This is a genomic window from Lysinibacillus sp. KU-BSD001 (assembly GCF_042920265.1).
In the GTDB taxonomy this organism is placed as follows: domain Bacteria; phylum Bacillota; class Bacilli; order Bacillales_A; family Planococcaceae; genus Lysinibacillus_B.
The window spans coordinates 144,030-159,143 of the sequence record NZ_JBDQZI010000005.1; the positions used below are offsets into that span (position 1 = coordinate 144,030).

The 15,114-nt window shown below is 38.2% G+C and carries 14 protein-coding genes and 1 riboswitch; of the genes, 8 read left to right on the forward strand and 6 right to left on the reverse strand.

The features are described from left to right. Positions 1–150: 150 nt before the first annotated feature. From AAGS61_RS09785 to metA, 7 genes are all read left to right on the forward strand, one after another. Positions 151–699, forward strand: coding sequence for a glycerol-3-phosphate acyltransferase (locus tag AAGS61_RS09785; protein ID WP_391370789.1), 549 nt, complete (start codon positions 151–153; stop codon positions 697–699). A gap of 1 nt (position 700) precedes the next feature. After that, positions 701–2,230: an aminotransferase class V-fold PLP-dependent enzyme gene (locus AAGS61_RS09790; RefSeq protein ID WP_391370792.1), complete on the forward strand. Its 1,530-nt coding sequence runs from the start codon at positions 701–703 to the stop codon at positions 2,228–2,230. 12 nt (positions 2,231–2,242) lie between these two features. Further along, entirely contained in the window at positions 2,243–3,097 is an 855-nt protein-coding gene (locus tag AAGS61_RS09795; protein WP_391370795.1) for a patatin-like phospholipase family protein, read from the forward strand. A gap of 159 nt (positions 3,098–3,256) precedes the next feature. Then, positions 3,257–3,814 (forward strand): 3D domain-containing protein, encoded by a 558-nt coding sequence (locus AAGS61_RS09800; protein ID WP_391370798.1) that lies wholly within the window; start codon positions 3,257–3,259, stop codon positions 3,812–3,814. A gap of 112 nt (positions 3,815–3,926) precedes the next feature. After that, positions 3,927–4,103 carry a hypothetical protein gene (locus tag AAGS61_RS09805; RefSeq protein ID WP_391370801.1) on the forward strand — a complete coding sequence of 59 codons (177 nt, stop codon included), beginning with the start codon at positions 3,927–3,929 and terminating at the stop codon, positions 4,101–4,103. Between the two features lie 4 nt (positions 4,104–4,107). Beyond that, positions 4,108–5,097: an LLM class flavin-dependent oxidoreductase gene (locus AAGS61_RS09810; protein ID WP_391370804.1), complete on the forward strand. Its 990-nt coding sequence runs from the start codon at positions 4,108–4,110 to the stop codon at positions 5,095–5,097. Between the two features lie 48 nt (positions 5,098–5,145). Further along, positions 5,146–5,252: riboswitch (SAM riboswitch) on the forward strand. A 144-nt stretch (positions 5,253–5,396) separates the two neighbouring features. After that, positions 5,397–6,335, forward strand: a complete 939-nt coding sequence (metA, locus tag AAGS61_RS09815; protein ID WP_391370807.1) for a homoserine O-acetyltransferase MetA — start codon at positions 5,397–5,399, stop codon at positions 6,333–6,335. A 67-nt stretch (positions 6,336–6,402) separates the two neighbouring features. Here the strand turns inward: metA and AAGS61_RS09820 are convergent, their stop codons facing one another. From AAGS61_RS09820 to AAGS61_RS09830, 3 genes are all read right to left on the reverse strand, one after another. Next, positions 6,403–7,146: an amidohydrolase family protein gene (locus AAGS61_RS09820; protein ID WP_391370810.1), complete on the reverse strand. Its 744-nt coding sequence runs from the start codon at positions 7,144–7,146 to the stop codon at positions 6,403–6,405. 569 nt (positions 7,147–7,715) lie between these two features. Then, entirely contained in the window at positions 7,716–8,066 is a 351-nt protein-coding gene (locus AAGS61_RS09825) for a hypothetical protein (RefSeq protein WP_391370813.1), read from the reverse strand. A 61-nt stretch (positions 8,067–8,127) separates the two neighbouring features. Next, positions 8,128–8,757, reverse strand: a complete 630-nt coding sequence (locus tag AAGS61_RS09830) for a YczE/YyaS/YitT family protein (protein ID WP_391370815.1) — start codon at positions 8,755–8,757, stop codon at positions 8,128–8,130. Positions 8,758–10,154: 1,397 nt separating this feature from the next. On the opposite strand from AAGS61_RS09830, the gene AAGS61_RS09835 reads away from it, so the two are divergent. Beyond that, on the forward strand, positions 10,155–11,882 hold the full coding sequence (locus tag AAGS61_RS09835; RefSeq protein ID WP_391370818.1) for a methyl-accepting chemotaxis protein: 1,728 nt from the start codon (positions 10,155–10,157) through the stop codon (positions 11,880–11,882). Positions 11,883–11,969: 87 nt separating this feature from the next. Here AAGS61_RS09835 and AAGS61_RS09840 read toward each other — a convergent pair whose 3' ends face one another. The 3 genes from AAGS61_RS09840 to plsY all read right to left on the reverse strand — a co-directional run bounded on the left by AAGS61_RS09840 (position 11,970) and on the right by plsY (position 15,020). Next, a complete protein-coding gene (locus tag AAGS61_RS09840; RefSeq protein WP_391370821.1) occupies positions 11,970–13,940 on the reverse strand; it encodes a methyl-accepting chemotaxis protein in 1,971 nt (656 codons plus the stop codon). A 102-nt stretch (positions 13,941–14,042) separates the two neighbouring features. Next, positions 14,043–14,345, reverse strand: a complete 303-nt coding sequence (locus tag AAGS61_RS09845) for a HesB/YadR/YfhF family protein (RefSeq protein ID WP_391370824.1) — start codon at positions 14,343–14,345, stop codon at positions 14,043–14,045. A gap of 72 nt (positions 14,346–14,417) precedes the next feature. After that, positions 14,418–15,020 carry a glycerol-3-phosphate 1-O-acyltransferase PlsY gene (plsY, locus tag AAGS61_RS09850; protein ID WP_391370827.1) on the reverse strand — a complete coding sequence of 201 codons (603 nt, stop codon included), beginning with the start codon at positions 15,018–15,020 and terminating at the stop codon, positions 14,418–14,420. Positions 15,021–15,114 lie beyond the last annotated feature (94 nt).

The following is a 15,114-nucleotide window of genomic DNA, read 5'->3' on the forward strand; positions in this document are numbered from 1 at the left end:
TTTTTTAATCGGTAGTGTAGAGTAAACTTTGGGAACTCATAAAGTCATCATGACGTATATAATAGTATAGAAGGCAATAAATGGGGGACTGTCGAAAACTTTCGGCATCTCCCATTTTGTCTAGGAAAATGATTTCGGGTAGGTGACATGTTGCTTATTTATTATTTAGTTATTAGTTATTTAATCGGTACATTTATGACCGCTTATTTCGTTGGTAAATGGAAAGGAATTAACCTACAACAAGCAAATACAGGCAATTTAGGTGCTCGTAATGCAGGGCGCACATTAGGAAAAACAGCCTTCTTGCTCACTGTTATTGGCGATGGATTAAAAGGGGTTCTCGTTGTATGTTTAGGACGCTATCTCGGTTTTGAAGATGTATGGATTACAGCGGGGATGTTGTTTGTTGTACTCGGTCATCTATACCCGTTTTGGTTAAAGTTTAAAGGGGGAAAGGGAATTGCGACGGGTATTGGTGCTTTACTTACCTTTTCACCGATTCTCCTGTTAGCGCTAATCGCTGGTTTTGTTGTTTCATTACCGTTTACAAAAAGTTTAACGATTAGCATGGTAATTGGTTTTATGACATATAGCATCTATATAGTAGCAACGGGAAAATTTGACCTTTTTATACTCGTTGCGATATTGGCATTACTGACATTTGAGCACCGTCACAACCTAATAGAAAGAGTGAAATAATATGTACTGGACAAAAATCGCGACAACAGAAAAAGAATTTGAGCAAATCGCTAGGTTGAATTACGAAACGTTCGTTGAGGAAATTCCGCAGCACAAGGAAAATGATACACACCGCCTTGTCGATCGCTTTCATCATGAAAATACATACATCATTGTTTACAAAGAAGCAGAGCTTGTAGGAATGGTTGCCTTTCGTGCTATCCGCCCATTTTCGCTCGATGAAAAAATAGGGCCTGTAGAGCACCATTTACCAAAAGAACTTTGTCGTCATCTATGTGAGTTACGGTTACTGGCTGTCAAAAAAGAGCATCGCAACGGTCGCGTCATGCTCAAGTTGTTTAAAGCACTGTATGCCTACTTTTACGAGCAAGATTTTTCTGCTTGTGTGATTTCAGGCACTACACGGGAAGAAAAAATGTATAAGCAAATTGGCTTTACACAATTTGCACCCACTGTTGGACCAAAAGAAGCACAGTACTTGCCAATGGTACTGACAAAGGAGGCGATTCATACATTCCGCCACCGTATGTTAAAAGAGTTGAAAACATTTTACCCTGGTCCTGTGAAACAAACGACGGCTATTTCCCACACGGAACTATCACATCGTAGTATGGATGCGACAATGTTATATCAAAATGTCCAACGACAGCTATTAGCGCTTGCCGATAGCCGGTTTGTAGCAACAATTGTTGGTTCAGGAACCGCAGCAAACGAGGTGATGCTAGGCGCTGTAAAAGCAACTTGTCCGAATGAGCCAGGACTTGTGCTGAGCAACGGGGAATTTGGTGAAAGATTAATGCAACAGGCGAGGAACTGGCAGCTGTCCTTTACGGAGAAATGCTACAAGTGGGGAGAGGCATTTAATCTTGAAGAACTTGAGCACATTATAAAAGAACATGATATAAAATGGCTTGCCTTTGTACACGGCGAAACATCTACTGGCACATTAAATCCTTTCAATGAGCTCACTTTACTTTGCCAAAAATACGATGTAAAGCTTTGTGTGGATTGCATCAGCTCCTTTGGTACACATCCGTTCTCATTACAGGATGTCTTTTGTGCAACAGCTGTGAGTGGGAAGGCAATTGGTGCACTGAGCGGTCTTGCCTTTGTCTTTTATAATGAAGCGCCTATTGCTAGCGATCATATCCCTTGCTATGTCAACCTTTCTACGTACCATGAAAAAATGCCGTTTACAGTTCCAGCATACTTATTAGTAAATACATTTGCAGCACTTGAACAATATCCAGCCCGTTTTGAAGCATTACAAAATCGTCTTGAATCAGTGCTTACTTCTCCGATTTATAAGCACTCCGGCTTGCAAACATGGCACTATCCAATTATCGTTACATTTGTAGAGATGGAAGATTTTTATACGTGTACACAGTTAAATGATTTTGCTTTGCACGGTGCGAGTCGTTACTTAAAACAGCGAGGGCTTGTCCAATTAAGTATTATTCAGCCAACATTTGAAAAAGATTTTGCGGCACTAGTACAATTATTTTCGCACTATAAGAAACTAATAGGATAGAAGGTGACTTTTGTGTCTCAAGTACAAGATGCAAGCCTTATTTTAGAGGGCGGGACATTTCGAACATTATTTACAGCAGGTGTACTCGATGCGTTTATCGATGAAAAAATGAAATTGCCATACATCGTTGCCATTTCAGCAGGTGCGATTAACGCCTGTTCCTACGTAGCGGAGCAAAAGGAGCGTACATTACGCGTTCTTTCTACGTATAGACATGATAAGCGCTATATGGGCATTGGTAATTTCCTGAAAGAGCGTAGTTATTTTGGGCTCGATTTTGCGTATAATGTGTTACCTAATCAGCTCGATCTATTTGATTGGGAGACGTATCGTACTTTTGATGGTCAGCTTGAGTTTGGGGTCACAAATGCTTACACAGGAGAAGTGGAGTACATGGACGCACTGACAATGGATACACAGTGTACGATGTTACGGGCAACATGTGCACTTCCGATTTTATTTCCAGAGATCAAATTGAATGATGTGCCGTATTATGATGGCGGTTTAGCTGACCCGATTCCTGTGAAGCGAGCAGAGGAGCATGGTTTCAATAAGCATATTTTCGTGCTTACGCGACCTAAAGGCTACCGGAAAGAAATGGATCGTAAAAGTAAATGGGTGATGAAATTATTTGCTCGGAAGTATCCAGCGCTAGCTCAAGCAATGGCACATCGGGCAGAACGGTATAATGCGACTTTAGAATATGTGGAGTCACTCGAAGCAACGGGACAAGCATTTATATTTCGACCTGATTATGCGCTAAATAGTTTTGAAAAAGATATTACTATCATGCGTAAAACGTATCAAATGGGTTACGAACAAACAATGAAGCGTTATGAAGAGTTAACCAAATTTATGCAAAAATAACCTAACATTTTGATGTCCGTTTCGTTACAAACGGGCATTTTTGTTTGTTTTCAGTAATATTTCTGTAACGGAAACAGCTTTGATTTGTAACAAGCATGAAATCTAAAATGGTTAAGATTATATTGTATGGAAAAACTTTAATCATAGTGGAGGTAATTCATGCGCAAACAAAGTATCTTGTCTTTACTAGGGGTCTTACTTTTAAGTATGACATTGTTTGTAACATCGGCTGATGCGGCAACACACAAAGTACAAAAGGGCGATACGTTATACGGTTTAGCAAAAAAATACGACACAACAGTAAACACACTAAAATCTTTAAATAATTTATCGAGCGATATAATCAGAGTAGATGAAGTACTAACGATTTCTGAAGAATCGAAATCAAATACAACAGCTAAAACAGATGTACAGGATGAAAAAGAAGTGAAAACATTGGAGGTAACAGCAACAGCATTTACGGCCAGTTGTCGTGGCTGTTCAGGCGTTACTAGTACAGGTATTAATTTGAAGAAAAATCCCGATGCGAAAGTCATTGCAGTTGATCCAAAGGTCATTCCACTTGGGACAAAAGTGTGGGTGGAAGGCTACGGTGAAGCGGTTGCAGGGGATACAGGTGGTGCGATTAAAGGCAATAAAATCGATGTCTTTATGCCAACAAAGGATAAAGCGTATAGTTGGGGACGGCGCACCGTCACCGTGAAAATTTTAGAATGATGAAATAGGCCATTCTCTTAAGTGGGGATGGCTTTTTTAGTTGCTATCGTATTTAAAATCCGTAACAATAGAAATACTAGAAAGGAGCTGAGTAGAACTGAAAGCGGGTTCTTTGATACATAATATAGTGGGGATTGGCTTAATTGTTGTCAGCCTTTTACAAGCGGTAAATTATTGGGATGAAAGTTTACCGAAATCTATTTTTTATCTTGTTTTTGCGGGTGTCATCGGCTGGCTCATGTTATTTGTAACGAAAAAACGGAAAGAAATTGAGCGAGAAAAAGGGTGAGGACATGGAAAAACTAAAGCTGCCTATTTCGGTATTAGATTTAGTACCTGTACTAGAAGGACAAACGGCACATGAAGCCTTTATAAGGGCGCGTGATTTGGCACAGCATGTAGATGCGTTAGGTTACAACCGTTATTGGCTAGCGGAGCATCATAACAGCCGCGCTATCGCAAGCTCCGCTACAGCGGTAGGGATTGGCTATATTGCAGAAGCAACAAAGCATATCCGTGTCGGCTCAGGTGGTGTAATGCTACCAAACCATGTACCGCTTATCGTAGCAGAACAGTTTGGTACATTAAATGCGATGTATCCAGGACGTATCGACTTAGGTCTTGGTCGCGCACCTGGAACGGATCCGTTTACCGCTCGAGCACTTCGTCGGAATATAGCTGGGGAGGATTTTGAAGAAAATTTACTGGAACTACAGCATTATTTAAGTGACGCTAAAGAGACAGATACAATTTGCGCTTACCCAGGTTTTGGTGACAATATTCCGATGTGGATTTTAGGGTCTAGTCTGTTCAGTGCGGAGCTCGCTGCTCGACGTGGCTTGCCATATGCATTTGCTTCTCATTTTGCACCAGATTTCTTGACACGGGCCATCAAGCTTTATCGGGAGCAATTTACACCGAGTGAATATTGTGAAAAACCGTATGTACTAGCATGTGTCAATGCGATTGTAGCGGATACTGATGAAGAAGCACACTACTTAGCGACAACTTTCTATCAATTCTTTTTATCTATTATTCGACGCGACCATCAGCTATTGAAGCCACCAGTGGAAAATATGGATGCGATTTGGTCACCTTTTGAACGTGACGCAGTGATGCAACAACGACAATACACATATATTGGTAGTAAAGAAACGGTAGCCAAGCAGTTAAAGTTGTTTATTGAAGAAACAGGCGTAGATGAAATCATGTTTAGCGCCTCTATTTTTGATAATGAAGAGCGGAAACACTCGTTTACATGCCTACGAGAAATTTTTGATTGAATTGTTGAAATATTCTAATTCGCGTGATACAATTTATCTAATTTAATAATCTTATCAAGAGAAGCAGAGGGACATGGCCCGATGAAGCTTCAGCAACCTCTAGTCATACTAGAAAGGTGCTACTTCCAGCAAGGACTTTCCTTGAAAGATAAGAGCGAGCGTCTAATACCCTCTCATTCTTATTTGCTGGAATGAGAGGTTTTTTGCGTCGATAGGAAAGTTTTAAGAAAGGACATCATCTATACCTATTGTAGTGTAGATATGTTTTTTCTAATTTCATAGAAATGGGGGATACGAGTATGCCGATTAACATACCGAAAAAATTACCAGCTGGAGATTTACTACGAGAAGAGAAAATCTTCATCATGGAGGAAGACCGCGCCCGCACGCAACAAATTCGACCACTAAACATTTTAGTTTGCAATTTAATGCCAGAAAAAGAGAAAACAGAATTGCAATTACTACGTTTACTAGGAAATACACCACTTCAAGTGAATGTGACATTTTTAAATACAGCGACATATGAATCAAAAAATGTATCGAAATCGCATTTACAGCTTTTTTATAAAACATTTGATGAGGTGAAACATCGTCGATTTGATGGCATGATCATTACAGGTGCACCTGTAGAACGGATGGAATTTGAAGAAGTTATTTATTGGCAGGAAATCGCAACGATTATGAACTGGGCGAAAGTCAATGTGACATCGATTATGTACATTTGTTGGGGAGCACAAGCAGCCTTGTATCATCACTTTGGGATCGGGAAATTTGAGCTACCGAAAAAATGCTCAGGTGTGTATTCACATGTTATTACAGACTTAACGGTTGACTTAGTGCGTGGGTTTAGCGACGAATACGTAGCACCACATTCCCGCCATACATCTGTTTCGATTGATGAAGTGCGTAATCATAGTGATTTAAAACTGTTAAGCTATTCTGATGATGCGGGTGTATTTATTGTCCAATCTAAAGATAATAAACACATTATGATTACAGGTCACTTAGAGTACGATGCAACGACATTACGCGATGAATATGTACGCGACATCGCCAAGGACGATAATGTTGAGATGCCGGTGAATTATTTCCCGGAGAACGATCCACTAAAAGAGCCTAAAAACACATGGCGTGCACACTCACACTTACTGTTCTACAATTGGCTTAACTACTACGTATACCAAGAAACACCGTACAAATGGGACTTCGTTGAAGAAAATATTGAGTTTCATATTTAACACAAACCGCATGATTGGGAATTACTCGTCATGCGGTTTTTTACGTTTAGTAGAAGGAATCTGCACTTTAATCAAAATACCATTTAACCGCATTGGAGTATAAAATTTTATCGGTAGCTTGTTCATCGAATAGCTGTTGGATTAGTTCAATATCTGAATACTCAAAAGGTCTTTTTGCTCGTGTAGAGGGTAAATCTGTCCCGAACATCAGCGCATCTGGATTCACTTCATAAATCGATTTTAAGGCATTCGTGACATTTAAGTCTACGCGACCAAAACCAGTAGCTTTGACGTACACCCCTTTATCCACTAGCTTTAGTAAATGTGGCAGTCCTTCTTCCGATAATCCTAAATGGTCGATTGATATGGCCGGTAATGTTTCAATCGTTGTTGCAATTTCAGGTAACTCTTTTGCATCCATATAAAGTTCACTATGCCACCCTACTAAATCATAAACCCTTCTAGCGAAGTAATCCAACTTCGATAAGTCTTCTGAACCGCCTCTTTTAATGTTGAAGCGTAATGCCTTTACACCGTTTGCATGTAAATGAAGTATTTCTTGATCCGTCACTGAAAAAGGTAATTGTGTGACGCCGCAAAATGTGGGCCCCATTTTTTGGAGCGCTGCTAATAAATACTGTTGGTCAAATCCTTGGAATGAACCCGACACAATAGCGCCACCTAATACATTGAAATGAGCTGTTTCATCCTGATAATCTTCAACAACATAACTAGGAGGCAAATAGCCTTGGTTTTCGGTAATCGGAAAGTCAAAATCAATAATATGAAAATGTGCATCAAAAATTCGCATAACAATACCCCTTTCTTTTCCTTAACATATCAAAGAAGGTGTATAAAGAAAATTACGGGTTATTAATGCAAGTGCATTAATATATCTTATCGAATGAACTGAAACATATTCATTTCATAATATAGAGATAAGCATGAAAAATTTTTAAAAAGGATGATGAATATTTCGGTAGTGAGCACAGTTTTGTCTCTTCGTCAAGGAAGAATGCCTGACAGCTTGGATGATTCCTTAGACATTGATCGCTGGGAGAATGACGGGGGGAGCTGTCCGAGGACAAGGTATAGCCGCGGTCATGACTGAAAAGTTGGGAGGAGCTTGAGCTAAAGAGGGAGGCGAGCAGTCTCTCTCTTTCAAAGAGGTTCTGGCTATTTCAAAAAAACGATACAATCTATGCTATACTCAAGTAGTACAGAAGGGGGATACATATGACAACTTCATTTTTAATTATTTTCCCAGTTGCATTTGCCGTTTTTGTTGTGGCGTCTGCATTTGCATTTTATAAATTCCGCCACTTTTTCTCCCGTGAACAATAAAAGAAGGTAGCACTCACTTTTGAGGCTACCTTCTTTTTATATTAGTTTTGTAAGTAAAGCTTGGGCAGGTGCAGCGTCTGCTTCGCCATTGTTTGCTGCTTTCATCAGCAATTTACGGAACTGATTTTTCATCTCTGCTGTTAGTGCGTCCTTATCAAACAGATCAAATTTACATTTATGAAGGGGGATCGTATCGGATTCACTAAATCCATCCTCGTAAAATAAATTCCACGTGATGTACTCGCCGTCATCATCGATACCAACAGAGCAAGTAAGTAAAAAGCTTTCAGCGGTTCCTTCCGCTACTACTTCCTCATAAAAATCTTCATCGTCCAGTAATTGGTCCTCTAACTGCTCATAAGCTGTTGTTGTTGTAATCGTAATCATCTTTTCAACTCCTCTGTTTGCATTATAACAGGGGATGTAGATTTTCACCTAGTTTAACTAATTAGTTATAAACAGAGCTTTCCGTACCAGTTGCAGCGTAAAATAACTTTTCGTTTACTTTCAGTGCCCATTGCACAATCGGACCGAGTCCAAAAGACATAATGATCGTGCCGATTCCAATCGGACCACCAAGTAAGAAGCCTGTAATCGCTACTATGATTTCCATCGTCGTACGAGCTCGACCGACACTCCAGCCAAGCTTATGTGAGAGGAGTAACATTAATGCATCACGTGGGCCAATCCCTAAGTTTGCTACAATATACATGCCACAACCGAAGCCAAGCAGTAATAGACCGATACAAAAAGCAATTAATTGCGGGAAGAACCCGTTTAGCGTCGGTAACATGGCATTGAAAATATCAATGAAAATACCAGCTAAAAACATATCTAAAAATGTCCCGATTTTCGGTAATCGTTTCATAAACACGGAGTCAATCGTTAAAATGATTAAACCAATGATAATCGACCATGTCCCAATCGTTAAACCGAACGTATCTGCCAGCCCGATATGGAGTACATCCCAAGAGCCAACCCCCAGCGATTTCGCTTTAATCGTTAATGTTATGCCAAATGATAATAGAAGTATCCCCAGTAAAAAAAATGCACTGCGCCAATAAATATGTCTTTCCATCGTATCCCTCTATTTCTCTGTTGTACAAATGATTCTAAGATGCCACACATTATTATAGCGAAAGAAGGGGGGAAACCGCTTTTTTCTGCTAATTCCCAAAATAAAGACTTTATTCTTCAACACGCTATATTGGTGGGGCGTCAGATTTATGTGGATTTATAACGGGAAGTAAAGAAATATCCCCGAACGACGCTTTGGAAATAGTATTGTTTAACTTGTGTTCAACAATCGGGAAACGCAACCTTTTATTATGAAATAAGTCAGATTACACAATGAAGTATTATCAGTTTATTACTTTGTATTTTTAGCTATGGAATATCAAAGATGTAAATGGAGTCCGTCAGATTTATGCGGATTTACAACGGTAAGTAAAAAAAATATTCCCAACGACGCTTTGGTAACTTTATATTTGCAAATTCAGTTATACTTTTATAAACGGGGGTGACTATGTTGAAAAATAGTAAACTGATTCTTTCCTTTACATTAGTATTTACAGGAATTATATTTACCAGTTCTATATTGGTAGCTTCTGCTAGTTATATCAATAACAAGGAAATCAATTCTTTGACAAACAAATGCTATCAAAATAATGGGGTACCTACTTTAGACATTAACAACGAACTTACAAACAATTACTCTTTTGAATGCAACAAAATTCAATTTAATTAATTCAGAAAAACTTATATGTTTATACAAATCCATACAAGATAACGTTCCGAAATCAAAGTTTGGAACTACACCAAAAAAGCTACGAATCCTTGTGAAATCAACGGTTTCGTGGCTTTTCCTATGAACATTATTTATACAGCTTTTTATGTAGGAAGCGCAAATACTGGATACATCGATATATACACGATTATGGCTTGCCTTTTAATATGCATAAAATGGTTTATATTTCTTAGCGTTATCAATCCGCATTTACCCCTATTGGAAATACATTTCAATCAACGAGCAAACCCCTTTATCAAACATTCCACTAAAAAAATCACGCTGATAGAAAAGATGTTATCTCATTAAAAATCTATATTCCTAAATGAAAACCTCATACATTGATTCTTTATCCTCTTTAATTTTTATAAAAATAAGAATAAATGTTGATTTTTAGTTATATATAACTATAATAGAGTAAAATGGTTGAAGTGATGAACACCGTTTTATGTAGGTGATTGAATGGATGTAAGCTAGTAGTGAAACACCTTCATATCGCTACTATAGGGGATTATGTTGGTTTTTTTGCACTCCTTATTACTATACGAAAAGACCCTTGGAACTTCTAATTATTTATAGTTAAAAATACCTAATTCCAGAACAACTTCAAGTCTACTAACCGAATAGAAATACGAAATGGAATGTATGTATGCAAGTAAAAAAATAATATTATGTAAAGGTGGGGAAAAATGGTCTTCTTCATAAATAAATCTAACAAATGGGATCAATATGTAAATGCTTCAGAAACAGACTTACCTAAAGTGGGGGAGCGAGCGAAGGAGCGCTTATCGTTCTTAGGTGTTGACCAAGAAACGCTTAATAGGGTAAAACAATCAGCGAATATATTAGCTCCTTTTAAAAAGGAAATAATCGATAAATTTTACGGAAGAATACAATCTGAACATATATTTAATCAACTGATTGCGCAACACGCCACAGTCGATCGTCTGAGAGAGAAAATCGAACAATATATCGATCAATTTTTAGAAGCGGAAGTCGATCAGCATTATATCGTGACGCGAATAAAAATAGGGGAGTACAATAGTCGAATCAATTTGACAGCAGAAAATTTTGTCGCTGCACATGATTTATTGATGCAGATAATGACTACAATTTTAATGGAAAAACTACACCGTCATCCTCAGCGTATGATAGAATGCGTGGTTGCTGTACAAAAGCTAGCAGCCTATGACAAACAATTAATCGTTGAAGTATATATGGAAAATACGTTTAAATACTTTTTAAACGAAGTATCTGACATGTTAAATGAGATGATGAGTTTAGATACAATCAAACAACTGCTTTCAAACATGCAGAAAAAGATAGATGAGACCCATAGTGTAACTGCCGCAACTGAAGAAATGAGTGCTTCTATACAGGGGGTAGCAAATTATGCAGTTGAAGTAGCAGAAGGAACAGATGAGGCGGTTCATTCAGCGGAAGAAAGCGGGAAAGTTGTAGATGAAACGATGGAAGATATAAGGCGAGTCGGTCATGTATATGGAAAAATTGTAAAGAATGTGGAACAACTGAATCAAGAAATTGACTATACACAGGATATTGTGAGAATCATTAAAGAAATCGCGGATCAAACCAATTTATTAGCGCTAAACGCATCGATTGAAGCGGCTCGTGCAGGAGAGCATGGGCGTGGTTTTTCAGTAGTTGCTTCAGAGGTGAGAAAGCTGTCGGAGCATACGAAGGAACAAATTGTGAAGATCATTGCTAATATGGAGTCATTGCAAAATGTCTCTTTAGAAGTCATTGAAGGGATTGGCCAAACGGAAAAATTAGTTGAAAAGAGTGTTGTAGGGGCGGAAAGTGCAAGTGAAGCATTAATCAGTATCGTTGAAATGATGAAAGGAATTAATGAATCAACCTCCCAAATAGCAGCGATGAGTGAAGAGCAAACGGCTACGATTGTGGACATCGCTTCGAGAAATGCGAGTATTTACGATAATAGTGTGGAATCACAAGAAATATCAAAACGAACAGCAAAAACATTTTTTGAAATTAGTAATAAAATGGATACGTACCGCAAGAAATTTTTAAATATTAATGTGAAACTAACGTCAAAAGATATTTTAAAAGTGGCGAAAACGGATCATTTGCTATGGAAATGGCGAGTGTATAACTTAATTTTAGGCATAGGGACGATCGACTCAAAAGAAACGATTTCTCATAAAGAATGTAGGCTAGGGAAATGGTATTACGGAGATTTACCTGAGCATGTGAAAAGCAAAAAAGCATTTAAAGACTTGGAACAACCGCATATGCAAGTACATCAAAGTGCTCAACTGGCAGTGAAATGTTTTGAAATGCATGATCCTATAGGAATAGAGAAAGCTTTTGAAGAATTAGAGAAATATTCCGAAATTGTTTTGAATTTATTAACAGATTTAGAGAAGGAACTTTAGTAACAAATAGAAGCGCAATAACCCTTATATTGTTAGGATTATTGCGCTTTCATAATGCTATCTTATTTGTATGTTTAATGGTAATGGCTATAGTTTATATTGTTTGACTAATGCATCTAGTTCTGTAGCAAGAGTAGCTAGTTGCTCTGTTCCTCTTGATACTTCTTTAATTAATGTACTGGATTGGACTGCTGTTGCCGCTGTTTCTTGAACACCAGCTGATGCCTCTTGTGTAATGGCATTGATTTCTTCAATAGACGCATTGATTTCTTGTCCTTCTTCCGCCATGCCCTGGACATTTTGCATCATACGCATTACATGATTCGCTACTTGTTGCATCGCTTCGTTAATAGATATAAATGTTTCTGTCGTTTTTTGTAATTGAGCGGATCCTTCTTGTACTTTGCTAAATCCAGTAGCTAAGGACGTATTGACGTTTTTGGAATCTTGTTGAATCGTTTGGACAATCGTTGTAATTTCATCTACGGAACTTGCTACTTGTTCTGCTAATTTCCGCACTTCTTCTGCTACGACAGCAAAGCCTTTTCCGTGTTCACCAGCACGCGCCGCTTCGATCGATGCATTGAGCGCCAACAAATTTGTTTGATCAGCTACAGCTTTAATGATAGAGACAAAGGAAGAAATATCTTGTGCTTGGTCGTCTAGTTTTTTCATTTTCTCCATCGAATCTTCGACAATTTGATAAATGGACTGCATTTGTTCGTTCGAATGGGTGATGAGTGTTCGTCCTTCATCTGCTAAAGCGACAACTTCAGCAGTCCCTTGCTGCAATTCATTTGCATGGTTACTTGTATCTTGTAGTTTCCAAGCATAGTCATTCATAATCGTCGATAATTCCGTTGTTGCATGAATTTGGTTTTCTGTTCCCGCTGCGAGTTCTTCCATCGTGTTGGCTATTTGTGTAGCCCCTGTAGCTACTTCTTTTGATGCGGAAGATAATTCGTCGCTATAAGAAGATACTTCTGTCGCCGTTGTTGCTACTTCGGTAAGCGTCTGTTTTAAGCTATGTTGGAAGTGTTGTATGCTTTCGATTAAATCGCCCACTTCATCCTCTTGCTTTTTGAGCGTTAGGTGATTTCGTAAGTCACCTGTTGCTAATATAGTCATTTGTTTAGAAACGGCTTTCACCGGATTGGAAATCGAGCGACTAAATAAAATAGAAATAACCACAACGACAATCGTTGTGACAATTAATAAAATGGTTGCTACGATAAAAATTTGTTTTTTCGTATCTGCAATCACTGAAGTGTCTTGACTAATATGTATCATACCAATAATGTTCGTATTTGTTGGATCGTACATCGGCATATACGTTTCAATCATTGAGTCATTGTGCATACGTACAAGTTCACCGTTTTGAATAGAAGGGACTATTGTATTGTTTTGTAATGTTTGACCGAGATGTTGTTCTTCGGAAGATACAACAATTGTCTGTTCTTCGTTATATAAATTAATCGTAGTATTCGGTAGTAATTCCTGCAGTTCTTTTACAAAAGTATCATCCAAGCCTGTTTGGAGTGTCCCGATGATTTGATCATCGTGAACAAGTGGCATAAATGCTCGAACAGATAATCCGCTACTACCAAATTCAAAGCCAGCAGTCGATTGACCCGTTAATGTAGACTGAATCGCAGGTAAATTACTTTTATCGTCACCGTATTTCTCTGGATTATGCCCGCGCAGCATCACGATTCCGTTTTGATCGCCCACTTCAAAAACCGTTATGCCATGTTCCGTTTGTAAACGCTCATACATAGGGATTAATGTTTGTTGAATTTGTGTGCGATCCCCTGAAGCAAAAGCATTTAACACCGCTTCATCTTCTGCGTATAGCGCGGAAAGAGTTAAAAGTTTATTTGCTGTCGCTTCGAAATGTGTTTTCACTGTCTGTTCCACTTCTATTTGCTGACTTTCACTCATGGCATTTAAACTATTTGCAGAAGTGAAAAATAAAATGGTAACGGTCATTCCTAATGCAATGAGAGTGACAGATAAAAATACAGCGACTAACTTTTTGTTTAATGTATTAAATTGCATAAGTACTCCTTTCTAAACAATCCTTTCCAATATAACATAAATATAGTCCATTTCGTCTATAGGTTTTGTTTGAAAGCGAAAAAATAAGTATAAAAAAACTTGCTACAAATTCGTAGCAAGTTTGTATTCATAGGCTAATTCATCTAACTGTTTATTCAATGATACATATAAATCATGCTCATTAAAGAACCATTCATCAGCTTTTTCAATATAAAAATGGACACCGCTTACGTCCGTTTCCACACCGATTTCATGTGGTAACTCACGATTCATACCAAGTGAAAATCCTTCATGGAACGGGGAGGAACCACCATACCGTGCATAAAAGCGAATATAGTCACCTTGTTCGACTTCCATTTCTTCTTGAAACCATATAAATGCATCTTCTGTTATGACAATTTTCAATTTCATCACCTCGTTGTTTATTATGCAAGTAAATTAAACGAATGAAAATAAAAAAGCTCTCGAGTAGAGAGCTTAAATCCATTTGACTTTTGGTTCTGTGCCATTTTTGATTCGTTTAATATTTTCACGGTGACGGTAAACAATAAACGTAAATAAACAAGCGATTAAAATGCTTAATTCCCATTCACCACTGACAAATCCGTAAACGATGCTATAAATAAGTGCTACAGTCGCTGCAATGATCGATGTGAGACTGACCATTTTTGTTAATTTTAATGCCAACAAGAAAGTGCAGAATAAAACGATAAATAACGGCCAAGTATAACCTAATAATAAGCCTGCACTTGTTGCCACTGCTTTTCCACCACGGAAGCTTGCAAAAATCGGGAACATATGACCAATTACCGCGACAACACCTAAAATAAGTGGGTGAATGCTTGTCTCCTGAAAATAGGGGAGAAGTGGCAATAATACGGCTGCTGTTCCTTTTAACACATCAATAATAGTGACAGCAATCCCTGCTTTTTTCCCAAGTGTGCGGAATGTATTGGTTGCTCCTAAATTTCCGCTACCGTGTTCACGAATATCCGTTTTATAAAAAGCTTTTCCGACCCATAATCCAGATGGAATGGAACCAATTAAATAAGCACAAAGAATAATAAGTGCATTTAGCATGCGGTTGTGCTCCTTTCAATAGTAAAAAAATTATTAGTTGGTACTAATAGGTTGTATTAAGTATTTTACACGTTTTTCATTCAATTAGAAAGTG